At 57.7% G+C, this 24,366-nt stretch carries 28 protein-coding genes; 2 read left to right on the forward strand and 26 right to left on the reverse strand.

Annotation, left to right across the window (positions count from 1 at the left end; genetic code table 11):
• Window positions 1-1,351: 1,351 nt before the first annotated feature.
• The 7 genes from E4K65_RS13380 to E4K65_RS13410 form a co-directional block, all read right to left on the reverse strand.
• Window positions 1,352-1,825 carry a Rieske (2Fe-2S) protein gene (locus E4K65_RS13380; protein WP_135174527.1) on the reverse strand — a complete coding sequence of 158 codons (474 nt, stop codon included), beginning with the start codon at window positions 1,823-1,825 and terminating at the stop codon, window positions 1,352-1,354.
• Window positions 1,822-2,124 carry a hypothetical protein gene (locus E4K65_RS13385; protein ID WP_430649028.1) on the reverse strand — a complete coding sequence of 101 codons (303 nt, stop codon included), beginning with the start codon at window positions 2,122-2,124 and terminating at the stop codon, window positions 1,822-1,824. The genes E4K65_RS13380 and E4K65_RS13385 overlap by 4 nt, the downstream gene beginning before the upstream one ends.
• Window positions 2,125-2,390: 266 nt before the next feature.
• A complete protein-coding gene (locus E4K65_RS13390; protein ID WP_135174589.1) occupies window positions 2,391-3,545 on the reverse strand; it encodes a DegT/DnrJ/EryC1/StrS family aminotransferase in 1,155 nt (384 codons plus the stop codon).
• 41 nt (window positions 3,546-3,586) lie between these two features.
• The gene (locus tag E4K65_RS13395) at window positions 3,587-3,856 is read right to left on the reverse strand and encodes a DUF6129 family protein (RefSeq protein WP_135174528.1); all 270 of its coding nucleotides are present in this window, start codon (window positions 3,854-3,856) and stop codon (window positions 3,587-3,589) included.
• A 34-nt stretch (window positions 3,857-3,890) separates the two neighbouring features.
• Complete coding sequence (locus E4K65_RS13400) at window positions 3,891-4,250, reverse strand: DUF3024 domain-containing protein (RefSeq protein WP_135174529.1); 360 nt, start codon at window positions 4,248-4,250, stop codon at window positions 3,891-3,893.
• 15 nt (window positions 4,251-4,265) lie between these two features.
• On the reverse strand, window positions 4,266-4,505 hold the full coding sequence (locus tag E4K65_RS13405) for a nitrogen fixation protein NifZ (RefSeq protein WP_135174530.1): 240 nt from the start codon (window positions 4,503-4,505) through the stop codon (window positions 4,266-4,268).
• Window positions 4,502-4,816 carry a nitrogen fixation protein NifZ gene (locus E4K65_RS13410; RefSeq protein ID WP_135174531.1) on the reverse strand — a complete coding sequence of 105 codons (315 nt, stop codon included), beginning with the start codon at window positions 4,814-4,816 and terminating at the stop codon, window positions 4,502-4,504. Before E4K65_RS13410 ends, E4K65_RS13405 begins: the two co-directional genes overlap by 4 nt.
• Before the next feature lie 84 nt (window positions 4,817-4,900).
• On the opposite strand from E4K65_RS13410, the gene E4K65_RS13415 reads away from it, so the two are divergent.
• Window positions 4,901-5,137 carry a hypothetical protein gene (locus tag E4K65_RS13415; protein WP_135174532.1) on the forward strand — a complete coding sequence of 79 codons (237 nt, stop codon included), beginning with the start codon at window positions 4,901-4,903 and terminating at the stop codon, window positions 5,135-5,137.
• Between the two features lie 36 nt (window positions 5,138-5,173).
• Here the strand turns inward: E4K65_RS13415 and E4K65_RS13420 are convergent, their stop codons facing one another.
• From E4K65_RS13420 to E4K65_RS13450, 7 genes are all read right to left on the reverse strand, one after another.
• Window positions 5,174-5,398, reverse strand: coding sequence for a 4Fe-4S binding protein (locus E4K65_RS13420; RefSeq protein ID WP_135174533.1), 225 nt, complete (start codon window positions 5,396-5,398; stop codon window positions 5,174-5,176).
• 11 nt (window positions 5,399-5,409) lie between these two features.
• Window positions 5,410-6,909: a nitrogenase cofactor biosynthesis protein NifB gene (gene nifB, locus E4K65_RS13425; protein WP_135174590.1), complete on the reverse strand. Its 1,500-nt coding sequence runs from the start codon at window positions 6,907-6,909 to the stop codon at window positions 5,410-5,412.
• Window positions 6,910-7,310: 401 nt separating this feature from the next.
• Window positions 7,311-8,174, reverse strand: coding sequence for an SIR2 family NAD-dependent protein deacylase (locus tag E4K65_RS13430; RefSeq protein WP_135174534.1), 864 nt, complete (start codon window positions 8,172-8,174; stop codon window positions 7,311-7,313).
• Window positions 8,171-8,395, reverse strand: coding sequence for a putative nitrogen fixation protein NifT (nifT, locus tag E4K65_RS13435; RefSeq protein ID WP_135174535.1), 225 nt, complete (start codon window positions 8,393-8,395; stop codon window positions 8,171-8,173). Before nifT ends, E4K65_RS13430 begins: the two co-directional genes overlap by 4 nt.
• 5 nt (window positions 8,396-8,400) lie before the next feature.
• On the reverse strand, window positions 8,401-9,573 hold the full coding sequence (nifS, locus tag E4K65_RS13440) for a cysteine desulfurase NifS (RefSeq protein WP_135174536.1): 1,173 nt from the start codon (window positions 9,571-9,573) through the stop codon (window positions 8,401-8,403).
• Window positions 9,574-9,577: 4 nt separating this feature from the next.
• Window positions 9,578-9,913, reverse strand: a complete 336-nt coding sequence (locus tag E4K65_RS13445) for a NifU family protein (protein WP_347340954.1) — start codon at window positions 9,911-9,913, stop codon at window positions 9,578-9,580.
• Window positions 9,892-10,212, reverse strand: a complete 321-nt coding sequence (locus tag E4K65_RS13450; RefSeq protein WP_126261653.1) for an iron-sulfur cluster assembly accessory protein — start codon at window positions 10,210-10,212, stop codon at window positions 9,892-9,894. The genes E4K65_RS13445 and E4K65_RS13450 overlap by 22 nt, the downstream gene beginning before the upstream one ends.
• 271 nt (window positions 10,213-10,483) lie before the next feature.
• Here E4K65_RS13450 and E4K65_RS13455 point away from each other — a divergent pair, with 271 nt between their 5' ends.
• Window positions 10,484-11,074 (forward strand): hypothetical protein, encoded by a 591-nt coding sequence (locus E4K65_RS13455; protein WP_135174537.1) that lies wholly within the window; start codon window positions 10,484-10,486, stop codon window positions 11,072-11,074.
• Window positions 11,075-11,083: 9 nt separating this feature from the next.
• On the opposite strand, the gene E4K65_RS13460 is transcribed toward E4K65_RS13455, so the two are convergent.
• From E4K65_RS13460 to sufD, 12 genes are all read right to left on the reverse strand, one after another.
• A complete protein-coding gene (locus E4K65_RS13460; RefSeq protein ID WP_126261651.1) occupies window positions 11,084-11,479 on the reverse strand; it encodes a Rieske (2Fe-2S) protein in 396 nt (131 codons plus the stop codon).
• A 490-nt stretch (window positions 11,480-11,969) separates the two neighbouring features.
• On the reverse strand, window positions 11,970-12,704 hold the full coding sequence (locus tag E4K65_RS13465) for a host specificity protein (RefSeq protein WP_135174591.1): 735 nt from the start codon (window positions 12,702-12,704) through the stop codon (window positions 11,970-11,972).
• Window positions 12,705-13,654: 950 nt separating this feature from the next.
• A complete protein-coding gene (gene fdxB / locus E4K65_RS13470; RefSeq protein ID WP_135174538.1) occupies window positions 13,655-13,951 on the reverse strand; it encodes a ferredoxin III, nif-specific in 297 nt (98 codons plus the stop codon).
• 11 nt (window positions 13,952-13,962) lie between these two features.
• Entirely contained in the window at window positions 13,963-14,163 is a 201-nt protein-coding gene (locus tag E4K65_RS13475; RefSeq protein WP_135174539.1) for a CCE_0567 family metalloprotein, read from the reverse strand.
• The gene (locus E4K65_RS13480) at window positions 14,160-14,636 is read right to left on the reverse strand and encodes a NifX-associated nitrogen fixation protein (protein ID WP_135174540.1); all 477 of its coding nucleotides are present in this window, start codon (window positions 14,634-14,636) and stop codon (window positions 14,160-14,162) included. Before E4K65_RS13480 ends, E4K65_RS13475 begins: the two co-directional genes overlap by 4 nt.
• 6 nt (window positions 14,637-14,642) lie before the next feature.
• A complete protein-coding gene (gene nifX, locus E4K65_RS13485; protein WP_135174541.1) occupies window positions 14,643-15,038 on the reverse strand; it encodes a nitrogen fixation protein NifX in 396 nt (131 codons plus the stop codon).
• Window positions 15,035-16,444, reverse strand: a complete 1,410-nt coding sequence (nifN, locus tag E4K65_RS13490; RefSeq protein WP_135174542.1) for a nitrogenase iron-molybdenum cofactor biosynthesis protein NifN — start codon at window positions 16,442-16,444, stop codon at window positions 15,035-15,037. The genes nifX and nifN overlap by 4 nt, the downstream gene beginning before the upstream one ends.
• Before the next feature lie 9 nt (window positions 16,445-16,453).
• Window positions 16,454-18,100 carry a nitrogenase iron-molybdenum cofactor biosynthesis protein NifE gene (gene nifE / locus E4K65_RS13495; protein WP_135174543.1) on the reverse strand — a complete coding sequence of 549 codons (1,647 nt, stop codon included), beginning with the start codon at window positions 18,098-18,100 and terminating at the stop codon, window positions 16,454-16,456.
• A 97-nt stretch (window positions 18,101-18,197) separates the two neighbouring features.
• Window positions 18,198-19,754 carry a nitrogenase molybdenum-iron protein subunit beta gene (gene nifK, locus E4K65_RS13500; protein WP_135174544.1) on the reverse strand — a complete coding sequence of 519 codons (1,557 nt, stop codon included), beginning with the start codon at window positions 19,752-19,754 and terminating at the stop codon, window positions 18,198-18,200.
• Between the two features lie 66 nt (window positions 19,755-19,820).
• The gene (gene nifD / locus E4K65_RS13505; RefSeq protein WP_135174592.1) at window positions 19,821-21,323 is read right to left on the reverse strand and encodes a nitrogenase molybdenum-iron protein alpha chain; all 1,503 of its coding nucleotides are present in this window, start codon (window positions 21,321-21,323) and stop codon (window positions 19,821-19,823) included.
• A 465-nt stretch (window positions 21,324-21,788) separates the two neighbouring features.
• Entirely contained in the window at window positions 21,789-23,036 is a 1,248-nt protein-coding gene (locus E4K65_RS13510) for a cysteine desulfurase (RefSeq protein ID WP_135174545.1), read from the reverse strand.
• Entirely contained in the window at window positions 23,033-24,355 is a 1,323-nt protein-coding gene (gene sufD / locus E4K65_RS13515; protein ID WP_135174546.1) for a Fe-S cluster assembly protein SufD, read from the reverse strand. The genes E4K65_RS13510 and sufD overlap by 4 nt, the downstream gene beginning before the upstream one ends.
• Between the last annotated feature and the right edge of the window lie 11 nt (window positions 24,356-24,366).

The raw sequence follows: 24,366 nt of genomic DNA on the forward strand, positions 1-24,366 counted from the left end.
TGAGAAGAGACAAGATGCGAGCACATCTCCCCCAAAAAATCTCTTACGATTAAACGCCGCATCGACTAATTAATGCTAATGATTCCCACACGCGCTCGCCAAAGCAGGCAAAATGAGCGGGCGCCATAGTGATGGTCGTCGCCGACGATCAGCGATAGATATCTTCGCGTCCAGAGCAGCCTCCTTGATCAACTCCAACCTCTTCTGCCCTCATCACGATCTTTCTGCTCCCGCTTGCTCACCATCCAACTTCTCCAAAGCAAGTTGCACACCAGATGCGTAACGTTCGCTTCCGCAACGATCCCTTGCTTTGCGCGACTCACAATTGTTGCGAAGGTTACGACAATGTCGTTCGCCTCTGTTTTTGACACGACAAACCTCGCATAGCCTTTGACCTCCCGTTCAACCTTCTGCAGTTCGTACGCAGAACAACAGAGACGCTCGGTTATTTGGCCCAGCTCTTGCGCTATCGTATCTTGGAATGAGCAGCGATCTTCATGACCCTCGAGCCGCCTAGCGAGGAGCTCGAAGATCGTGCGGCGGATCGAGCGCCGTGTTCTACCATGGGTGATCGGCTGGCCGCATTGACCGGCGCGAGCCTACAGCATCTTTTTCGCCCTGAAGCTGGACGCTGCGCTCCGCCGCTTCCCATCCATCGTTTGCTCAACAGATAGCGCCTGTCGCGAGAGCCCAACGAGGCAGGGATGAACGCCGAGCCACCTTTGAGGCTGCAGACCAAGCCGGTCGCATCCCGTCGGCAGCAACGCTAAAACGCAACACAGCGGTCCCAGATTGGGATCACGCTTCACACGATACGCGTCAAGACGCGCGCTTGCAGCCGGAAATGCGGAACAACGAGCACGTTCCCATGAATGCATTTGCTCTAACCGGCCCTTACTGACGATGGTGGCGCCATTCGCTAAGAGTGTCGCACAAGCCGAGGCTTGGCATGGCAGCTGCAGCGCCGGGAATAACGCCAGCTGCACCGGCCGGCCTTCTGACACAGGATCGTCATTCCTCATCCCCAAACGATCCTGTCAGTCTGGGTCCCGCCATTCTCCACGCCCAGACGATGCCCTCGGCGAACTTCCAGCCGCCGGGGGCATTTCCCCTCAAACATATCCACGGCGCTAGGAGGCATGTCCCGCTGCCGGCTCGATTTGACGAGCCAACGCAAGAGCAGCTTGTTGGTGCTGCGCAGGTCGCGGAGTGCAAGGCCGCAATCCGACGAGGTGGCCGTTTGTCTTATCAAAAGCTGTGACACGCATCTACCAACGCTCACGCGTACAATGGCCTCATTCGAGGGCAAAGCGCCCTAAGGCAGCTTGAGCACAATAAAGCGATAGGCCCGTTAGTCCGGATGGATCGTGACATCCATGGTTTCGTCGCTGTTCCCGAAGGGGTTGCCAAACCGATCGTCCTCGAGCAGCTTGACGCCGCACAGGCAGACGTCACCTTCGATCACGGCGAGCGCTACCGGCTCAAGCGATTGTCCGTCGCAGGGGCCGTCGATGCACATCCCAGTGTCGATCTCGAATCTTGCACCGTGCCGGCCGCATCTAAGAAAGGAGCGGTCCGCCGAGAAAAACGTACCGGAGCCGATATTCAGCCAGACGCTCTGATGCGGACAACGATTCACGTAACCAAAATAGTCATTGCCGAAGGTGCGCACCACAATAATCGGAAACGGCCGGCTCTCGCCCCTATCGTCAATCCGCGACAGGCTAAAGCTCATGGCCCCACTCCGCTCGATGGCATCGGCCGGACAGACGACAAAAACCTCGATGTGACCGCTCATCAGGTTGCCGATTACAGGTTCGCTCATCCCGGCCTCGCAGTTTCCTGCTTGAAGGCTTCGATCGCAGTCCGGCTCAGCTGAAAAATCCCACGGCCACGAGCGAGCGCCCGATAAGCCGAGCTGGCACGGGCGTTGAGGACGTCAAACCACTGGTTCGGCGTGAGCTTCGCCGGACGCTCGCTGATTTGGATCACCCTTCCGTTCGGAGCGAAGCGGACGTGGATGATGACTTGTTGCGAGTTCATACCGATCACCTTTTTTGATAACTCTAAAGATCCTGAACGGACACCGAGAATCTCGACTGTGATGTGCTTAGTTTTGGGCACCTTGGCGGTAGGCTCTCACGCCACGCCTTGGACGCGCCGCTTCTCTGCTATCGAGAAGGGCTTCTTCGCGCTCGCTTGGAGCATTTCTCTTGCTGCTCTAAGACAAGTGCATACCTCCAACGGCATCCGGCGCGCTCCCGCCATGCTATCCGACAACGCTGCCGCAAAGGACGTATCCTCGGTCCGTTGCTCATCTCTCGCGATGAGAAATACCACGCTCACCGCCATTCAACCCTCATTCTTCCGTGTCGTGGATGACGATCATCTTAGTAAATCGCGGCACCCGCTCCCACGTTTACCGACGCATCTTTCATGGTCTCCACGATAAACTCGATCTGCTTGTTCGTGAGATGGGTGTGAAACGGAAGCGCAAGAGCGCGATCTGCGATTTTTTCCGCAACCAGGAAATCGCCACGCCGATAGCCGAAGTCAAAGTAGTGTTGTTGCAAGTGCAGCGGTTGGCTATAGGCGGTGGATTCAACCTGCGCGCCGCGCAGATCATCGATAATGGCGTCGCGCCCCGATCGCGTGAAGCGCGTCCCCAGATGAACGAGATAAAGCAACCAGTTTACCTCGACCACATCGGGGCCAACATAAGGCGGCTTGATGCCCTCAAATGATTGCATATGCGCGTTATAAAGCTGCTCGACGAACCGACGCCGCTCCAGGATTTCATCGAGACGCTTGAGCTGCGCTAGGCCCAAGGTAGCCGTGAGATCGCTCATGCCGGCCTGATAAGGCGCCGTGCTACCGACAACAACGGAAGAGCGCTCGTCCAGGCGATGGGCGCGATGGCGACGCAAGCCGAGCGCGATGTCGATATCGTCGGTCACAACCATTGCGCCTTCACCACAGGTTAGGGCCAGCGGCTGAGCAAAGTCGAATACCGCGATGTCGCCAAACCGGCCGACGAGCTCACCCTTGTAGCTCGATCCGATCGCCTCGGTGGAATCCTCCAAAAGCAGCAGCTGATGGCGCTGGGCGACCGCGCGCAGCTCCGACCATGGCGCTGGATGACCGTTAGGATTGCCGGCGACAATCGCCCGCGTATTGGCCGTGATGCGCTCTTCGGCCTTCGCTGGGACTAATGCTCCCGACCAATAGTCGATATCTGCAAATACCGCTCGTGCGCCTGCGAGACTGATGGCATGCGCGGTCTCACGAAAGGAGTAGGGCGAGGCGATAACCTCGTGCCCGGGACCAATGCCGAGCGCCCTCAGCGCAAGGAGGAGCCCTATGGTACCACTCGAGACCGCAACAGCATATTTGCGACCAAGATAGGCGGCGAAAGCGTGCTCAAACGCCTCAGTAATCTGCCCGTTGGAGATCTGCGGCGAACACAGCAGCGTTTCCACGGCAGAGAGCTCGGCAAAGGTGATATCGGGATCGGACAGTGGAATGAATGATGCATTCTCCTCCACAGTGTACGCGCCATCAAGCCGATACTCTGCCAGTTCAGTGCTCACCGCCCAACATTCCTTTTGGCCAAGACGATGCCGGTCGCCCGCGTCGGATCGGCCGTAATCTGCACGCAGTGATCCGATCCATCGATCAGATGAAGGTCGAAACGCGGAAACTGCCGGAACGGCTGGTCCGCCACATCCGACGCATCACAGCGCACCCAAGCAAGCTGCGGAAAGCGGCGCTGCAGCTCGACAAACGAACCCATCTCGGCGCCATCGGCTGCAAGCAGCCGCTCGATTTCGATCAATTCCTGCGCGGTGAGCGCCATCGTGGCTCCTCTGTGGCTCGTGAAAGGCGGGGCATCATTGCCAAAACAGACGCTCCGGATCCGCATTCAATTCGTCGATTGCAGAAGTCAACCGATGGTAAAGGCTGTAAAATTCCCAGATTCCGCGCGCGTGGTTCTTGCGAAACAGCTTCCAGATCCCGCTCACGGCATCATAAAGAATCAGCGCGACATCGATGAGTGCGCCATCCTCGTCGATGTTGCGCGAGCAACAGGGGCTCTCGACGAGGTAGCCGCCCCTTACCGGCGTCACGTTCGGCGAGACGTAGAGATATCGCTTGCGCGAGCTCAAGCCGCGCTCGATCCGTTTACGATCGAGCTCGTTGGGGTGAGGCACCAGCCCGGCCTTTAGCTTTCTCATCAGCGCAGCATTCATGGCGAAAGCCCCCATTCAAAGCACTGTGATTTCTTCTTCAAGACAGCCGATGAGCAGCTGCTCACCAAAATCGACAATGTAGATCGGCACGTTCGCTTCGGTATGGATCGCGACGTTGATGATCTCACCGGTCGCTCCGGCGGCGAGCAAGACTCCTTCGGGCTCCCTATCGGGAAATGAGTGGTCGTTGATGAGGTCGACTGCGGTCTTGATCCGCTGGCCACGTCGATATTTCGGAAAGCCGGGCTGCGTCACGACTCCTCCGGCAATGGCAGATCATCGATCTCCTCGTAGGCCTCCACCGGCTCCAGTTCCTTGCGCTTCATGCCAACGCGGTAGCCGCTTTCCGGATACTCGACGCCGTAGATGTAGAATTGCTGCAAGAACGTGCCGATCGATACGACGTAACCCACCTCTCCCTTCTTGACTAAAACGTCGCCGATCTCCTTGCCGCGATAGGTGCCATCATTGCGGATGGTGCGATTGGCTCGCACCTTTTGGCCAAAGCTGTAGACAGGCGGCTGATTGAGCTCGACGACGTCGCTGTCGCGAACGATGCTGTTCATGTATCGCCTCTCATGCATCGCTCCTTTAGAGGTGCGGGGAGCCGCCTCGGCCCCCGCAGGCGAGATTCTGCATTCACTTCATCCTTGCGCGGCATCGTCAGTCACATCGACGATAGCAGCGCTGCCGAGAAGGCCACTCTCGGCATCGCGAACCGGCTTTGCACCACCGCGCGGAATGAAATGCCCGCCAGGGCCGTGCTGCCGACCAGTTACAGCACGAACGCACGGCAATCCAGCGCAGTTCTCGTCCGCGATGGAGGACCGAAGATCGGCGCCTGCGCCGCCGCCAACCCGCAGCACGTAGCTAATGACGCTTTTTGAACCAGCTCTTGGCACGCCACTCATGGGCCTCACGCTTTAAGCTGGCGCCTGGTAACGAGGCAAGGATGTGTCAACCACGCAGGTGTTGTCGACCGGACAGGCGGCGACACATTGCGGCTCGTCGAAACGGCCAACACATTCAGTGCATTTCACCGCTTCAATAACGAAGCTCCCCCCCTTCTCCGAGATGGCATCGTTCGGGCATAAGGGTTCGCAGGCTGAGCAGCTCGTACACTGCGAGGCGACAATTTTGAATGGCACATATTCCCCCTTTACGCTGCAGAGATCCGAGATCCTTGCCGGATCGCGGCGTCGCCGCGCTGCACGTGCTGGATCTCCCCGCGTTTCACCTTGTCCAGATAGGATTTGAACCAGGCGATCGCCGACTTCTCAATGAACTCATGGGCGAATTGATCGACCGGCTCGATCCCCGCCTTGATCAGTTTGCTTTTCGGGCAGCCGCCGATCTTGGACACGAAGACCGCATGGCAGTCATGGATGCCACCCATGATGGCGGAAAGCCTGTCCTCCTCGCCATAACCGCCCTGACAGTAAACGTCCACGCGGCGGTGGCCGACGAATTTGGCGCCGGATGTAGAAAGTTCGTAAACCTGGAATTCCTTTGCATGCCCAAAGTGCTCGTTGATCAACCCCGAGCCCTTGGTTGCGACGGCCACTAGAAGAGTGATCGCGCTCATCTCTCCGGCACATTCGGCAAGCTCCTTTTGGCCGGCCGCGATTTTGGCGGCACGCTCACGCTCTACCCTGCTCTGATATGCCTTGCGCATGTCTAAGTCATATTGGACGTCCATTTTCATGACCTGATCGGTGGTGAACTCTGCGCTGCGATCCTCCCCGAGTAGACCGACCGCATCGGCGCGGCACTGGCGGCAATGCCGCATCATTTTTGTCTCCCCTTCACAAGCATCTTGCAGCGCCTTTAATTCCCACGCGGTCGGTCCGCGCTGACCGTTGAGGCCAAATACCGTGCCGTGCTCGGGCGCGGAGATCAGTGGCATGATATTGTGAAGGAAGGCACCGCGCGACTTCACCGCCTTGTTGACCTCGACCAAGTGGCGGTCGTTGATGTTTGGGATCATCACCGAGTTGACTTTGCACAGGATGCCCCGTTCGCCAAGCATCTCGAGGCCTTGCAGCTGGCGATCGGTGAGTATCCTTGCCGCGTCCATGCCGGTGTAGCGCTTGTGGTTAAAGAAGATCCACGGATAGATCTTCGCGCCGATTTCGGGATCGATCATGTTGATGGTGATGGTGACGTGGTCAATTTTGGACCTGGCGATGGTATCAATATGGTCGGGCAGAGCCAGTCCATTGGTTGACAAACAAAGCTTGATATCCGGAGCCGCCTCGGCGATCAGCTCGAAGGTCTTGAACGTCTTTGCTGGATTGGCCAGGGGGTCGCCGGGACCAGCGATACCAAGGACCGTCATATGCGGAATGGCGGTCGCGACCGCGAGCACTTTTCTTACCGCCTGCTCGGGCGTGAGCTTCTCGCTCACCACACCCGGACGCGATTCATTGGCGCAGTCGTATTTTCGGTTGCAGTAATTGCACTGGATGTTGCAGGCAGGCGCGACCGCGACATGCATACGGGCGTAATGATGATGCGCTTCTTCGCTGTAGCAGGGATGGTTCTTGACCTTTTCCCAGATTTCGGTCGGCAGATCGCCTTGCCCTGCCTGCGAGCCGCAGCTCACCTGCCCGGTCTTGGCCGAAGCGCGGCAGCCCTTATGCTCGGCGGCGGACTTCATCTTGCCGCTATCCACTGCAGCTTTGACATATTTTCCGCGTCCGACGACCGCGTTCATTTTCATTTTTCCCTGCAGGCATCATCGGCTTCCCAGGACCATCCGTGAGCGAGCCTCAAGAAGCTGTTAGCAACTCGCATGCCATGACGGGGACGATGAAATTGCTGCCAGACGCCAACGAGTTAGCGGAACCGACGTGCGCCGGCTCATGCAAGAACATACAATGATACGCTTGTTGTCAGTGCGACAGATACGTCGTCATTCTCACGCAGCGCTCCATGGCTTGCGCATTCATTCTCGCGCCGAGCTCGCCGGAACCCGGCTCCATCTGACCGGGTCTTCTCGCGTTACGGCTATCGCAAATAACCCGATACGAGCTGGGGGATTCTGGCTTCACAAGGACGCTAATGGGTGATCAGTATCTCAACCGCGCAAGGGAGCCCAATCACAAGCGGTGTAAGGCCTTGCTCGAGTAGAAAGCGAAGCTCGTTGCGAGAGAGCGCGTCCGGATCCACGATCGCGTAGTGGGTGTCGGCCGAGCGCTTTATGATCTGCCGGGCATAGCTACGCAAGAGCTGGTCGTTGAAGCGGCAGCCGATGAAGAGAAAGGTCTGGCCGGTTCGCCTTTTCTTGATGATGTCCGGAATTGGTGTCTGAATGTCGATTTCGGTCAACGCCTCGACATAGTCAGCGTCGGAGATAAGGAAGTTGTTGGCCGGCTGCACGCTACCATGCGGCTTGTACAACACCGTCGCCCAGCTGCCGGCCACGGCACTGTCCACTTCCTGGCCAAGTGAATCGTAAAAGCGATACCATCGATTCTCACCATTGCCGATGCGGGTGATACCCTGCACTTCGCCCCATCCATCGCGCTCACCCAGCGCCGCGCGCATGGCGGCATCATACCACGCGTCGACTATGACGGGCAGGGACAGGGACGCAAGATGATGGTGCAACCGCGTCGGCTCGACTGGGCGAGCGAAGGCCTGCGTCATCAATGTCGTCACGGCTGACCGGTGTTTGCTGATCTCGATATGCTGCGCCGAGGCCCACGCATTGCCCCTAGCCCGGCGCGGCGGCGTAACCTTGCTCGCGAAGAAGCTGGCCAACGCCTCTGGCGTGGTCGGCATATCGGATCTGCACAATTCGACGAGGCCAGGACCGAGATAGGGAATGACGCTCGCGGCCCTCAGCCCGGCAGCGATATCAACTAGCCTCGCCTTGGCATCGGCACCATCGACAAAGTCGATCTGTGGGGGCGCCTTCACGGATCGTCCCCGCTCTCGCCCCGTTTTTTAGCGTTAATTGTGATCGGTAACGCTGTGCCGCTCGGCATCTCAGGCAAATCGAGCACCCAGCCATTAGCTACTTTGATCCAGCCGCCCCATAGCGTCTCGTACTCGGATTCAACGATTGGCTCTTCGAGATCCTTTTTTGGCACGTAGATCGACAGGCCCGCGTCCGGAGACCGGCGGATCATGATTTTCACGAGGTCTACTCCCTGACTGCGACGGGGGAGGTGGCGCGCAGGCGAGCCACGATGTCGGACACTGCGCACACGACCTCATCGATCTCCGCGACGGAGGTTTCACGCGACAGAGAAAAGCGCACCGCGCCGTGCATCCGCCACTGCGGCACCTGCATGGCACGCAGAACATGCGATGGCTGAATGGAGCCGGAGTTGCAGGCTGATCCGAGCGACACAGCGATGCCCGCCCGATCGAGATGGTGGGCGATGGCTTCGCCTTCGAGATGGTCGAAGGCAATATTGGCCGTGTTCGCCAACCGATTGCCGGTGTCGCCGAGCACAACGCACCCGCCGTTCTTCAAGATTCCCTGCTCAAGACGGTCGCGCAAAGCGCCAATGCGACCGCGTTCGGGGTCAAGCCGCTCCGCGGCAAGCTCGGCGGCTTTTCCCAGGCCGACAATGCCGGGAATATTCTCAGTCCCGCCTCGGCGCCCTCGTTCCTGTGATCCGCCGCAGATCAGCGGCCGGAATTTTGTCCCTTTGCGCAAATAAAGCGCGCCGATCCCCTTGGGGCCGTGCAGTTTGTGCCCGGATAGCGACAGCATGTCGATCGCACTGTCCTTCAGGTTCAAGCACACCTTACCGATGGCCTGGACCGCATCAGTGTGAAACAGCGCGCCGGCCTCGCGGGCCAACCCGGCCAGAAACTCCACCGGAAACATCGTTCCGGTCTCGTTGTTGGCCCACATAACCGAGGCAATCGCTGTGCGTGGCCCGAGTGCGCCGCGAAACGCCTCGATGTCGAGCCGGCCCCGGGAATCTACGGGTACGATGTGCGACTTGACTCCTCTTGTCGCCAATTGCTCGGTTAGCGCAAGAACGGCGGAGTGCTCTACCGAGGTGGTGACGATTTCGTCGCGATCTTTCTGCATCGCAAGCGCAGAGAGGATCGCGGCATTATTGCCCTCGGTCCCTCCCGAGGTGAAAACGATTTCATTATCGTATGCATTCCCTAGTAGGATACGCAAGCTACGCCGTGCCTGCCTCACAGCGACTGCGACCTCGCTGCCAAAGGCATGCGTGGACGAGGCATTGCCGAATTGCTCGGTGAAGAACGGCAACATGGCTTGCACCACGGATGGATCGGTCCGAGTCGTTGCATTATTATCGAGGTAAATCAGCATTCGATTTTCGCTCAATCCGCTACCTCGCCTGCAGCCGCGACGGGGACCAGGCGGACCAATTCGCCGAGTTTATCAACAAGCCGCGCGCCTGAATGCCTTTCAGCGTAACGCTCGAAAGCTTACGGAACGTGCGGGCAGCGGACAGCCTGACCATGATCCTGCTGCCATCCATCTCGATCAGGTGACAGTCACCTCCACCGCGTTGCAGATTGGGTCCGATTGCTTCGATGGCGCCGCGGATGCGACGCTCTCGGTCTGTCGTAATTGCCTCAGTTGTTCCGGTTCGGCCGGCATGCTTCGATGTCCTCCTCATCAGCTGAACGATTTGGTTCATCAGCCGAACGATTTTCCGCATGAGCAGTTCGCGGTGGTGTTCGGGTTGTGAAACGTAAAGCCAGAACTCTCCAGTGCCATCACGAAATCGATGGTCGTCCCGATCAGATGCTCACGGCTCTTGTTATCGACGAACACCTTCAGCCCATCGCATTCGATCACGGCGTCGTCAGGATTCGGTTCTTCGACCAGACCCATCTTGTATTTGAATCCATTGCAGCCCCCCGCTTCGATCATGACGCGCAGACCGCCGGTCGGGTGCGTCGACGATGAAATCGCGCTCTTGATTGCGTTCACTGCGCTGTGCGTCAGGTTGATCACGGCTTTCCCTCATCATCTTGGATCTAGCTGTTAGGGGCAAGTCACGTGCCAGCGCGCAGACGCTTGATGATGCTCACCTTTTTGGATCGTGCCTGTTGGCGTTGAAACCGGTGTTGGGTTCCCGACAAGGCTCCTTGAGGCGATAGCAGCCACTGACGCGTTTTCTTCTAAGCTACGGCGAAGGCCGCTACACATGCGACGGCAAGCAATTTGCATCGCATCTGGCACCGGCCAAGGCGTCGGTGAATAGTTTAGATCGAGGAAGAGTTTAATGACTGCAATCGAGAACACCGCACTCGGCAGACTTGAGAAGGAGGGCCGCCTGCTCAATGCCGTACTCAAAGGCGGGACTGCCAAGCCGGGCCGGTTCGGCTTTCGCGGCGACGTGGCACTAAAATTCCAGACGCAGGTCGCGGACGAGAAACGGCCGCCAGACTACTCGATTGAGCAGGTGTTGACGATCGCGCAGGACGGCGAACGCACTATTCCGGTGCTGGCCGGCTATCTGCATTCCTTCGCCTATCTTGCTGACGTCGTGACCGTCCTTGACGGCGCCTTAAGCCCAACAGGCAGCTACTTCATGTTTTGCAACAACATTGATTTACTGGCGAAGTACCGAGTCAAGTTCGGTGATATTAGCTTCCACGTCCTACCATGCGATGAATCCACGGTTTGGAAGGAGATGATGGACCTGGTCGGGCTCAACAAGGACGACATCAAGAAACTCGATCCGGGCGGCAAGCTTGATTACCTCCTCGATGCCGCAAAGGATCTCGGCCTGTCCTATGAGGAGATCTCGTACGACGAGGGGCTAAAGAGGATGGAGCCCGTGAAAGACCGCAACGAGAACCGGCCGGTCTGAGCGCGGTCTTCAGTTGTTGGCCGATGCATCGTCTTCGACAAGATGCACGCCAACAACGCAGATATCACCGTCCAGAACTGCCAACGCGATCGGCGTGAGTACCCTACCTTGACATGGACCTTCGACGCACCGGCCGGTGCCGAGTTCGAAGGTCGAACCATGCTTGCCGCACATCAGCCGGATACCGTATGGATCGAGGAATTCGTTCCGCTGCCAGTCCAAATTGACGCCGTTGTGCGGGCATCTATTGACGTAGCCAAGCACCTTTTTGCCCCAGCGCACCACAATGATGGACCACGGCCGGTGATTGCCGTGGTCATCGACGACCATAAGGCGGAATCCCATGGCCTGGCGGCTCGGGATGTCATTAAACCTGCAGATCACGTAGATAGGACTTGGCCTCATTTATCGCCCATTCATCGCAAGACGATTTTCATTGTCGCTGTGCAAGCAACCTGCAAGAACCGTACAAGTGCCGGGCTGATAGTGTCTGTGGTAATCCAACGCGCAAGCCAGCCATTGCTGGCTCACCCAATTACCCGACGCATAATTCAGACCAGTCAGTTCGACAATTTGGGCCTTGCTGCCGTTTCCATGATGGCCATACAGCTGCAGCTTTCGGGTCCAGGCCCTCTGCACCATTTGCCAGAGAGCTGCCTGCGAAGGCTGGTCGTTGCTGCTCGTTGATGGCCACTCCGTAGGCCCGCCCGTTACGCCCCTCGGATCGCATCCCACCGCAGCTTCGTAAGCGCCTTCGGAGAAAGGTTGAACGAACGTTTCAGCCGGCGGGGACGACGCAGCGAGCGTGCGCCCCCTTTGAAGCAAGACCGTTGAGCCCGGGACAGAACGGTTAAATGTCCGTCATTTCAGGCCCGCTGCTGCTATTGCAGCGGATTTACTCCATGTGCATCTCCGTAAGAGCGCGCTCCAAGTAAAATGAAGGGTCATCGTCCGATGAGTCCGTTTCGTAGCTTCTCTGAGGACCGACATCACTGCCCCCATCTTTGGAAAGATACTTCGTAGGCTTGCCTACCCGCTGCCACTCATCGTTCTCGTTCTTCGCCCACACATCGCCGCGCTGGTGAGGATCAAGCACCCAGTAGTTACGACCTACGGGAACAAAACCCATATCCGCTAGACGAGGTTCCATGCCTGCAAGGGCCGGCCGCGACAAGATCAGTGGCTGGTCCCCGTCCTGTCGCAGTTGATGTTCTAGCAAGATATCGCCAGCGTTCTCGACAAGCGGATGAGTCACCCTAAGATCTACGACGGACGTGATATCGTTGCGCCCAAACTGCTGCTGAAAATGGTCTCCTTTAATCCGAGCCGGGCCTCCTGCTCTTAGAAGCCCGACAATTTCGTCGCCCAACCGGTAGCTGTAAAATCGTGCTGGTCTATTTGGATCGTCGTACGTGTTGGCGTAACTTCCGGCAACCGTTGCTGCGCGCTCAGCCTTCTGGGAGACGAAGTCCGAGTACTCTTCTGGATTCTCGGCGATGCGCCTGATATCATTGCGCAAGAATCTCTCAACTCCGCGCAAAAAGGAGTCTCGGTCGATCTCTCTAATGGGCGGCTCGGAAACGAGAGAGTATGACGCCGCTGGTTCGGATGACGACCCACCTCGCTCCATTCCTGCAACTGTTTCCGCAAACCGGGGACTATCTCCCGCTTCTGACAAATCGTCAGTTTGGTTACCGGTTGTAAACTGGCTGGATGAGCCAACGCTTCTGCCATACATGAGAGCGCTCTCCTATCGGCAAAGTTGCACGCAACTGAGCCCGTGCCGTGCAAGCTCTGTTGCTAGGATAGGATTCCTAGCTGACCACAACCTGACCAAAACACCCTGCGCTTCGGCGTGACTACCTCTGCGCGTGAGTTACAAATGTCGCTGCGACAAGCCGCGATCTGTGGGTAGAATCGCACGTAAGATCGCCGGCTGCCGATCCGTCAAAGAGACCGACGTCTAATGATGATGACTCGCAGATTCCCTATCAGCAGATGGGTAGCAGGTCCGACCAGGTACCCGCGCAACGACAATTAGAGACCTGCGTGCCAAGTGTTCCGTGTCTGATTTGCGATGTGCTCTCGATGCTCTGTGCAACGACTGTGTACTGGGCAGCGAAATGTCGTCCGTCACCGAGCGTGCGCAAAAGACCAACTAAGGTGTTCCCGGCACTTCACGTTCTCAGATTCGAATCTAGGCAGACATCATTGTCCACGATCGGCGGCGCGGCAGAAACGTAAGCTTCTCCTGATCGCAAGCAGACATGCGCAGCATCCCTTCGGCTCAAATCGTCCAACGTAAGTGGCTACCTGCCTTGAACTATGCTCTTAGGACTCCATTATGACAGGCACTTCGATCTACTTAGCGCTGCGGGAGGCGCGGCTCGCCTTCTACGAATAGGCAGACCTTGGAGAGGAGTGGTTTGTGAGCAACGGCTGTTGTATCGGCATAATATAGCCGCCCCCCAACCAATCGAGATCCTTCGGGCGCGCCGTTCTCACCATGAGTTCACCTGATCGCAATTGCACGTTTCCTCACCTATATCTCGCCTGCCGCGACAGGACGAGTGTGTTCGCTCACGCCGCTTCAGGTACGGCTGACGCGTGAGCCTGGCAGTTCGCGGGGCAAACCCTGGCGCATGCACCGCAGCCAATGCAGGCGCCTTGATCATTCATAACCATGACCTTCTTTTCGATCTCATCGTCGTCGTCATCGAGGTTGACAAATTCGCCATCCTCGCTGATTCCTTTCAACGTCATGACATCACGGCCGCAAACCTTGAAACAGCGGCCACAGCCGATGCACTTCTTGGGATCGATCGAGATCAAATATTGTGGCGTCCAGTCGCGTCCGTCTCGTGTTTGAAACGACATGCATTGCCCCTTTAAGTCTTTTCAAGCGCCTTCAAGTCGAGACCCTTCCGCTCAAGTTCGGCATAGGCATCGTACGCCTTCTGCGCCACCACCATGATCGAGGTCCAGTTGATGGGTAATTCTTCGGAAAGGTCGTGCAGATCCATCTTCGCCTGGGTCGCCTTGGCGGACACCTTCCTTAGTTCCGCCTTCAATGTTTCACGATCGCTCATGAGTATCCCCAATAGTTCGCCACCTGCGGAAATTTCCGAATTAGGTCGATTCCGTCGCTGACATATTTGTCGCCCTCCTGCGCGAGCTTTACGAAATTATCAAATCCGAAGCGATGCACGTCGCGCAGCTGCTTGTTCACGGCGATCAGCCGACCTGAGATGAGCACCATGCGGCCGAAGCCTTCATGATGCAGATCCAGAATCGGCTGGAGCATCCCGCCGGTCTCCTTCTCGATCGAGAGCGCGACCGCATCGAAGAACAGCTTAAGCCGCCACAGTGTATCGGGATCGGGATCACCGATAATCGGCAATGCGCGCCTTTTCTGCTTGTCCAGGATATAGGGTTCGAGCAGGTCAAGATCACTCTTCGCCTTCCAGGCTCCGTTGGTATCCTGAGCACGCCAAATCTTGATCAACTGCTTGAGGAATGGCGCGTCGACGGCGCTGCCCTGCTGCTCTATTTTTGCGGTCATATCACCTCATTCGTCGAACTCGAACGTACGCGCTCGGTCCTTTGCCATGGCCTTGCGTAGCCAGGGAGGTGGCGTGCCCTTCAGTACGCGCTCGAGTTTTTCGAGCAACACCAGAATGCTTTCTGGCTTGTTCACCTTGATAGGATGGATCTTGTTGGCCACCACTCGCGCAGCCCCGGCACCACCAATGGCGGCGACGTAAAGGATTGCGCAATCCTTGATCGCCTCGATCTTCGGCGCCAACTTGTCGTCGTTGCCGTCTTCCTTTAGATCGCCCTCAAACTCAATCGCTTTGAGAAACACGTGCCCTCCAGGCGTGACATCGTAGATTGCGATATTCTTTGCCCAACCAAAATGGGCGTCGACTCGTTTCAGGTCCTGAGTGGCAAACGCAACTTTCATCCAATCGCCTCCCCAGCCGCGCCGGTGGAGCTGCGATAGCCCGAGCAACGTGGCAGTTCGGACGCAGTCCGCCACTTATCGGGCGTAGGCCGATCGTTTTCCTCGCGGTGCGCGATCACGAGGTTGGCGATTTCAAAGATCAGATTGCGGGTACCACGATAGCCCACGGATAGTTGGTGTCCCGCACCAAGTCGATCGAACATCGGAAAACCCGTACGATAGAACGGCAATTTCAGCCGCGCCGCCGCTTGCCTGCCATGCGAATGCGTGATCAAGAGGTCGCAATGGTGTGTTTTGGCAAGCCCTTCCAGATCCTCGAGATCGCCAATGAGTACCTCCTTGGTCTTGATCCGCTCGATCACCTCCGACTGAGTGGTCGTCACGACCGCTGTCAGCTGCGCGCCCATGTCGTGCAGCATGCCGGACAGATCGAACAGAAGATCTGGCTCAGCGCCGATAGCAACTTTGCGACCGCCAATATGGAAGTGTGCGTCCAGCATTGCATCGGCGAGCTGACCGCGCTGGCGCCGATATTTCAAGGGTATGGGGCGGCCGCTGATCTCGCTCAGGAAGGTCATGAATTCGTCGTTTGGACAGAGACCACACAGCCGCTCGAAGACACGAAAAGGCACGCCGGTCTTGACCTGCATGACCTCTGCCGCACGCTGCATCTGCGCCCCGATTGCAATCGTCCATCCGGCGCGGCCCATGCTCTCAATTTCGTCGACGCCGATGCCGCCGATGGTCGTTGGCGTAAACTCATCGGGGATATGTCCATCGAGCGATCCTGCTACGTCAGGGAGGAAGGACGGGCACAACCCGAAATCTTCCAGTATGACACGGAGTTCATCAATGTCGCCGGGCGTGAGGTGACATCCCGGCAGAACATTCACTTTCAATGGGTCCCGCAGGCCATTGGCGCCGGGCCCTTCCACCAGCACCTCTACAATGCGTGCCACAGCCTTCCCCCAGCCGTCCTGGAACGCGCCCTTGAAATCAGGCGTCGAGACATACACCAGTGGCAACTTTGCGAGTTGGAGATGCTTGCTCCGGATTAGCTTGAGGTAGGCATCCACATCGTCGCCGTTGGTCTCGGTGACACCGGTCGAGCAGATTCCGATGATTTTTGGCTTGGTACGGTTGTAGATGTTCAGTATCGCCTGCTCGAGATTCTCATAACCGCCGAGTACGGTCGCGACCTCGCTCATCGCGGTGGTCTGCAGCGGTACTGCCTCTTTGAAATGCCGGACGAAAAGCGTGAGCCCGAAGGATGTGCATCCCTGGGAGCCGTGCAGAAGCGGCATCGCCCCGCGCAGCCCCATGAAGGCGAATGCGCCGCCGATCGGCTGACTCATCTTCAGCGGGTTGACAGCGCAGGCTTTCCTCGGCGCCGTGACGATGGCCATGACGCCTCCTTATTCTGCCGCCTGTCCCATGGCAGATGGATCGGACACCAAGATACCTTGGATGCGCCTCCGACAGCAGCCACCGAGCGCATCGGTATGCTCTCTCACCGCTGCGACGCTCCTCAGGCCGTGCGCGTAGATTGCATCCTCAATCGTGCCCAGATCGACCGTGTTACACACGCAGATCTTCCTCGCGCGGCGCGCGGTCTCGGCGAGCGCAGGATCGCAAGCGATCGCCGCAACCGGCGGCTGCATTTGCTCCATCGCCTTGGCCAATGCCTGCCACGGTGCCGGTCGACGTAGCTGCTCCCACATCGGACTGGAGAGCGACTTATCGATCTCCTCCACCAGCTTGACCATTCCGACATAGCCCATATAGGCGTGGCAACGCTCCTGGTTGATATCGAGCCAGGGCATCGCCGCTTTCAGCGCGACGAACTGCGACTTGCCGCCCGACAGCATGATGTCCGCTTTTGCGTCCTTCAACATCTTATACATTTCGCGCGGAGTCATGTCCTCAATCATGTAGGCATCCCGCCCCATGAGCTCCTTGATGCGCTCCTTGTCATTCCTGGTCGATTTCTTGACGCTGGTTCCGACTAACTCAAGCCCAGATTCCTGGAGTGCCGCAACGATCGACCATGACTTGACGCCGCCGGTAATCAATAAAGCCTTCTTGCCTTCGAATCGTGGCTTGTACGGCCCTATCGCAGCCCGGGCACACGCTTCCTCGCGCGCGATCACCGATTCAGTGCGCCCGAGTAGATCTGCAGGCGCGCCGCGCTCAACCAATAAGCGGGCAAGCTGACGCAGCGATTCGCTCGAATCTTGAATACCGTAGAACGCCCCCTCGAAGAACGGAATCCCGTAGCGTTGCTCCATCTTGCGTGCGACGTTGATCATGGACTTTGAGCACACCAACATCGCCGCCCGCGCGCGATGGGATGAAGCGACTTCGCGATACTTGCCATCGCCGGAGATGCAGGAGAGAATCCGTATTCCAAGTTCGTCTAGCAGTGGCTTCACTTGCCAGAGCTCTCCCGAAAGGTTGTATTCTCCGATCAGGTTGATATCGTACGGGGTGGTGTAGTCTGGCTCTTGCGTCCCGATCACATAGTCGAGCAACGCCTCGCCGGCGAGCTTGTTACCGAGGTTTTTCGAGCCGACGAAGCCCGGGGAATTGATCGGGATCACCGGCTTTGCGAACCTTTGAGATGCGGCCTTACAGACTGCGTTGATATCGTCGCCAATCATCGCCGGGATGCAGGTTTGATAAACGAAGATCGCGGGCGGGTCGCACTTGTCGATGATCTCCTTGATCGCTTTGCAGAGCCGCTTCTCGCCTCCGAATACAATATCGGTTTCGCTCAAATCGGTTGTGAACGAGGTGCGCCACAGATTCGAGCCTGACGACGCCGCGCCGCGATTGTCCCAGGAATTACCTTCGCACGCGATCGGACCATGCACCAAGTGAGCGACATCGGTGAACGGCTGTAGCGCAACCTTGGCGCCATCGAAAGCACAGCCGCCCGCAGCGCTCCCCGGCTGCAGTTGTTTGGTGCAGCCGTTCTTGCGTTCAGCCTCCGACTTACTGCCGTTCTTGGCGCAGCCCGGCTCGTCGAAAATATTCTGGACCGTGGCCGCTAGTGAACTCATCCCTTTTCCTCTCAGCGCAAACTAATTGCATGGTCAACGGTCGTGTGCTTGTGCCATCGCCGAGTTATTGGGCGATGGCACGCGCCACGGTCGCTCATCAACGAATGATGTCGAAGCTGTAGTCAGTTTTGCCAAGAACGTTTGTTTTCTTGTCCATCTCATCGAAGATCTTGTCCAGGATCTTCACCAGCACATTCAGGCCGCCCTGATAGCCCCATAGGGGGGAGCGGTGATGGTGATGCCGATCAAAAACCGGAAAGCCGATGCGGATCAGTGGCGTTCCAGTATCGCGCTCCAGATACTTGCCGTAGGTGTTGCCAATCAGAAAATCGACTGGCTCAGTGAACAGGAGTGAGCGCATGTGCCAGAGGTCTCGGCCCGGATAGGCTTGGCAGCCCTGCCCAAATGGCGAGCTTGCAAGCAGCACCTGCATTTTTTCGTGCCATGCCTTGCTGCCGTTCGTAGACAGCACATGGGTCGGTTCGGCGCCGAGTTCGAGCAGAAACGCGGCCAACCCATAGCAAAGATCCGGATCGCCATAGATCGCAAACTTCTTGCCATGGATATGCGCGCTGGAGTCAGCGATAGCGTCGACCAGGCGGCCACGTTCTCGCGCCAGTTGCTCGGGAATCCCCTTGCCGCTGATGCGTGACAGCGCCACGATAAAGTCATCCGTTGCGGACAAGCCCACCGGGTAGTTGAACGATATGACGTCCTGCCCATGCTCAGCCACGAATGGCAGCGTTTTTTCGGTGCACCACTGCTGCATGGAGATTGTCGCCTTGGCGTGAACCGCGTTAGCCGCATCTTCCAGCGTCGTGCCTCCGTCATACATCCGGAATTCGCCATCTGTCGGAGTATCGAAGACTTCAGAATTGTCCGCGAGAATCGTGTGCTGGATGTCCATCAACGCCAAGACGCGCTTGATCTCGCGAAGGTTCCCGACGGTATAGCCATCGAACCCACCAATGATGTTGATCGTCCCGTTCTGCTTGCGCTCCAGCTTCGGTGCTGTTCCGGCCTTACCATCCCAAAAATGTTCCAGAATGCCCTTGAGCGCGTTGTCATAACCGGTGACGTGGCTGCCGACGAACGCCGGCGTATGGGCGAATGGCACGTCGAAATCCGCCGGAACCGAGCCTTTCTCTTTCGACGTTTTGATGAAGGCGTTGAGGTCATCGCCGATCACCTCGGCCATGCAGGTGGTCGAGACCGCAATCATCTTGGGTTTGTACATGTTGTAGCTGTTCGCGAGCCCGTCGATCATGTTGTTCAGACCGCCGAATACGGCAGCGTCTTCCGTCATCGACGAGGAGACGCAGGAAGACGGCTCCTTAAAGTGCCGCGACAGATGGCTGCGGTAATAGGCCACGCAGCCTTGCGAGCCGTGGACGAAGGGCAGCGTGCCCTCAAAGCCAACAGAGGCGAATACGGCGCCAAGTGGCTGGCATGCCTTGGCCGGATTTACCGCTAGCGCCTCCCGCGCAAAGTTCTTTTCGCGATATTCGGCCGTCTTCGTCCATTCCTTGATGCGTTCAACCTCGGCGGGATCGCGCGGATTCTCGAATATCTTCTTCTTGGCCAGCATCTCCTGGTATTCTGGACCTCGGAACAGTTCGAGATGATCGAGCACGTGTTCGGCACTCTGCGCCATTGTTGAAATCCTTCACTATCGAGATTGGTGTCGCGCCGGCCTTCGCGCAGACCGAGATGAGTTGGTTTATTCTGCAGCCAGGAGCTTGGCCCTCGCAGCTTCCTTCCAGGGGGCCTTCGTTTTCTTCCAGACGGGCGAGTTGATGGCCATGTCCATGTCGCGGGCAAAGATGGCAAAGCCGTCATAGCCGTGATATGGGCCCGAATAGTCCCAGGAGTGCATCTGCCGGAACGGCACACCCATCTTTTGAAAAACGTATTTTTCCTTGATGCCCGAGCCGACGAGGTCAGGCTGGAGCTTTTCGACGAAGCGCTCGAACTCATAGCCATTAACGTCATCGTAGATGAGCGTGCTGTCCTTTACGTAGTGCTGAGCTGTGCGCTGATAGTCGTCGTTGTGACCGAACTCGTATCCCGTACCAATGACTTCCATCCCGAGGTCCTCGTATGCGCCGATCACATGACGCGGACGGAGCCCTCCGACGTACAGCATCACCGTCTTGCCCTCCAGGCGCGGGCGATATTTTGCAATCACAGCGCTCACCAGCGGTTGGTACTTTTCAATCACCCGCTCGGCGCCTTCCTTGATCTTGTCGTCGAAATAGCCAGCAATCTTGCGCAGCGACTCTGCGATCTTTGAAGGTCCGAAGAAGTTGTACTCGCACCAGGGGATACCGAACTTCTCTTCCATGTGGCGCGAGATGTAGTTCATAGAACGGTAGCAATGCAGAATGTTGAGCTTTGCCTTCGGCGTTGCCTCGAGCTCAGCTAGTGAACCGTCGCCGGACCACTGCGCGATCACCCGCAGGCCCATCTCCTCTAGCAGAATTCGCGATGACCAGGCGTCGCCGCCGATATTGTAGTCTCCGATGATCGCAACATCGTACGGCGTCGGCTCAAACTTTGATTTGCCATCGGACTCGAGCTGGTCGAAAATCCAATCGCGCACCGCATCGTTGGCGATGTGATGGCCTAGTGATTGCGACACACCCCGAAAGCCCTCACAACGGACCGGCACGATGGTCTTGCCGCCGTATTCCTTGGATTTCGCTCTCGACACTGCCTCGATGTCGTCACCGATCAATCCGATCGGGCATTCCGATTGGATCGTGATGCCGTTGTTGAGCGGAAACAGCTCCTGGATTTCGTCAAGAATTTTGACCAGCTTTTTGTCGCCACCGAATACGATATCCTTTTCCTGGAAGTCGGAGGTGAACTGCAGGGTCACGAAGCTATCGATCCCCGTCGTGCCAACGTAATAATTGCGTCGGGAGCCCCACGAATATTGACCGCAGCCTACCGGGCCATGGCTGATATGGACCATGTCCTTGATCGGTCCCCAGACCACTCCCTTTGACCCTGCATAGGCGCAGCCCCTGATCGTCATCACGCCAGGTATGGATTTGATGTTGGACTTCACCCCGCAATCTGACTTGCCGGCTTGGTGAACGTTGAGGTGCTTGGCACGCCGTTTCGCGGTTTTCTCCGGATAGACCTTCAGCACCTCCTCGATCAGCTCTTTGTTGCGAGCCCTGATTTCTGCGATGCTCTGGGTCGTGGCGAGACTCATCTGATGTCCTTCAAAAGTTAGCTGTTGCGAGGGCGGCTTCTTGGGCAAGACTTTTGCAACCAGCATGCCAGCGCATCATGTGCGCCAAAAACATAGCAATCAAAATCGCTTAGCGCGCCTCGTGCGGTTACGGTGGTTGGTGTTGCGAACCCGACATTACGCTTGGGGCAGAGAACTCTTGGCTCGGCCCTGTTCGAAATTGAACAAGGGCTGGCTATGCGTGAAATTGCCCGCCCAATTCTCGAGCGTGTTCGCGATCGCAGTACGATGCGATTGACCTCGCCGAAGGCGCCGCACTGGAAGACCGGCCGCAAGGGCGGCTGGCCGACACAGGCCCATCAATCCTATCTATGCTTGTTGCGACCTATAGGTGCTTACCTGCTGTTATGTGATGAGGTGCATGACCTCATCCTCCAGGCCTCAATGCGAGCTGCCTTGCCACCTGGAGATCGCAGGCTCGCCCAATCACGAGAACAGCTGCCGCGCCTTGATAAGCGCACGCACGAGCACATCGATCTCCTGATGTGTATTGTAAAGTCCGAGGGACGCACGGCACGTTGCCAGCACGCCGAAGCGCTTGAGCAGCGGCATCGCACAATGGGTCCCCGCCCGCACCGCCACACCGGCGCGGTCGATGACGGTGGCAATATCATGCGCATGCGCACTCTTCATATCAAAGGAAATGATCGGTCCCTTGTCGGCCGGGGTCCCGATCAAGCGCATGAAATTGATCTCCGCCAGCCTCTCCTGCGCGTAAGCGAGCAGCACGCTCTCGTGCCTGCGGATCTGCACCTTGCCTATTGAATTGATGTAATCGATAGCTGCCCCTAAACCAATGGCTTCGACGATCGGCGGCGTACCTGCTTCGAACCGGTGTGGCGGGTCACCATAAATGACGCCGGAACGCGAGACCTCGCGGATCATCTCCCCGCCGCCATTGAAGGGCGGCATCGATGCCAGATGCTCAGACTTGCCGTAAAGCACACCGATCCCGGTCGGACCATAGAGTTTGTGGCCCGTCATGACGTAGAAATCGCAATCAATGTCGCAAACGTCGGCGCTCAGATGGACGCAAGCTTGCGAGCCGTCAACCAGCACCGGGATACCACGAGCATGCGCGATCCTCACCACGTCTTTCATTGGCAATACCGTGCCGAGCACGTTCGACATTTGTGTGATTGCAACCATCTTGGTGCGCGGGGTCAGCAGTCGCTCAAACTCATCGAGCAAGAAGTTTCCGTCATCATCCACTGGCGCCCATTTGATCACTGCACCGAGTCGTTCCCTGAGAAGGTGCCATGGCACAATGTTCGAATGGTGTTCCATAATGGAGAGCACGATCTCATCACCCGGGTTAACGCGTTCACGGCCAAAAGTCTGCGCGACCAGATTGATTGCCTCCGTGGCGCTCCGAGTGAAGATGATCTCTTCGTTTGCACGCGCGTTCACAAACCGCGCCACCTTGGTACGGGCGCCTTCATACGCCTCGGTCGCCGCGTTTGCGAGGTAGTGCAAGCCGCGATGAACGTTGGCATATTCGCTGGAGTACACCTGCATCATGCGGTCAAGCACCGCGTTTGGCTTTTGCGCGGATGCAGCGTTATCGAGGTAAACAAGCGGTTTGCCGTACACCGTCATGGCGAGCGCAGGAAAGTCCGTACGTACACGGTTGACGTCGTAACTGCCATTGCTCACGGCGGGATGTGCGCTCATCGCCCCGCCTGCAGCCAGTGTTCAGCTTGCGCTGTCACAAAATCGCGCAGATTCTCGGAAGTGATCTCCTCAATCGACTCGCCAAGGAACGCTTTAATCAGCAACGACTTCGCATCCTTCTCGGGTAGCCCTCGAGCGCGCAGATAGAATACGAGACTGTTGTCCAGCGCACCCGATGTCGCTCCGTGGCCGCAGGTCACGTCGTCAGCCAAGATTTCAAGTTCCGGCTTACTGTCAGCCTCGGCCTGGTCGGATAAGAGCAACGCTCGCGTCGTCAGGGTGGCGTCCGTCTTCCGGGCGGCAGGACGAACGACAATTCGGCCCTGAAATACCGAGCGGCCTCGATCGTCGATGACCGCGCGGAACTTCTCCCGACTGGTGCAATGTGGCACGGCATGGTCGACCACCATCGTTGTGTCGGCGTGAAGCTCGCCCCTGATGAGATTAACTCCATTCGCCGAGACCTTGGTTCCCTCGCCAGCCAGCGAGATGAATCCCTGATAGCGGCTGATGGAGCCGCTGCAGGTCATGCTGAAGAGGTCGAGCTTAGCCCTGGCGCCGACTGCGATGATCGCCGACGAGATATTCACGGCGTCAGAGGCAGCGGCTGCGACGCGGATATACGAAAGGCTCGCCTCGTTACCGACTAGGGCGATTATCGCATCGTTGGCTTGATAGCCGCTCGCGCGTTCAGCCGAGACGAAACTTTCCACGATGGCCGCATGCGCGCCTTTACCAAGCTGTAGATACGAGCGTGTAAAGGTGGACACCGACGCGCCGGTTGCGACGTGAACGATTTGAATTGGACGCTTCACCGCGTTGCCGTCGGCGACCGTAATCACCAGGCCATCTGTTGCCAATGCGGCGTTGAGCGAGATAACGGAATCGCTCGTCGTCGACAGCACCAGACCTGCCATGTCGCCAGGGGCCGAATTCTCCAGAACCTCTCGCAGCGACCGCACAACAAGTTCATTTTCCAGCCTGCCGAGATCGGATAGCTCCGGCACGAATATGCCATCCACCAAAACCAGTTTGACCGCCTGATCGGCAGACACTTGCTCGGCCGACACCTTTGCGCGCACTAGCGCCTCCGCATCCGGTCGCGGAGCGAGTGGCAGCACCTCGCCGATCAGGGCGCGCAGATCTGTGTATTTCCAGTCCTCCATGCCCCGATGCGGAAGGCCGGTACGCTCGTAGACCTCAAATGCGCTCGCCCGGATTTGGGGAACAAGGCCTGCACCAGGCAGCCGTCCACGCGCCGCAGCGAAAACATTGCCACTTGCGCGTTCGGGGTCGGCTTTTGGCAAAACCTGCTTCATCGGAGTCCCTA

Origin of the sequence: Bradyrhizobium niftali (assembly GCF_004571025.1) — a bacterium.
Classification (GTDB): domain Bacteria; phylum Pseudomonadota; class Alphaproteobacteria; order Rhizobiales; family Xanthobacteraceae; genus Bradyrhizobium; species Bradyrhizobium niftali.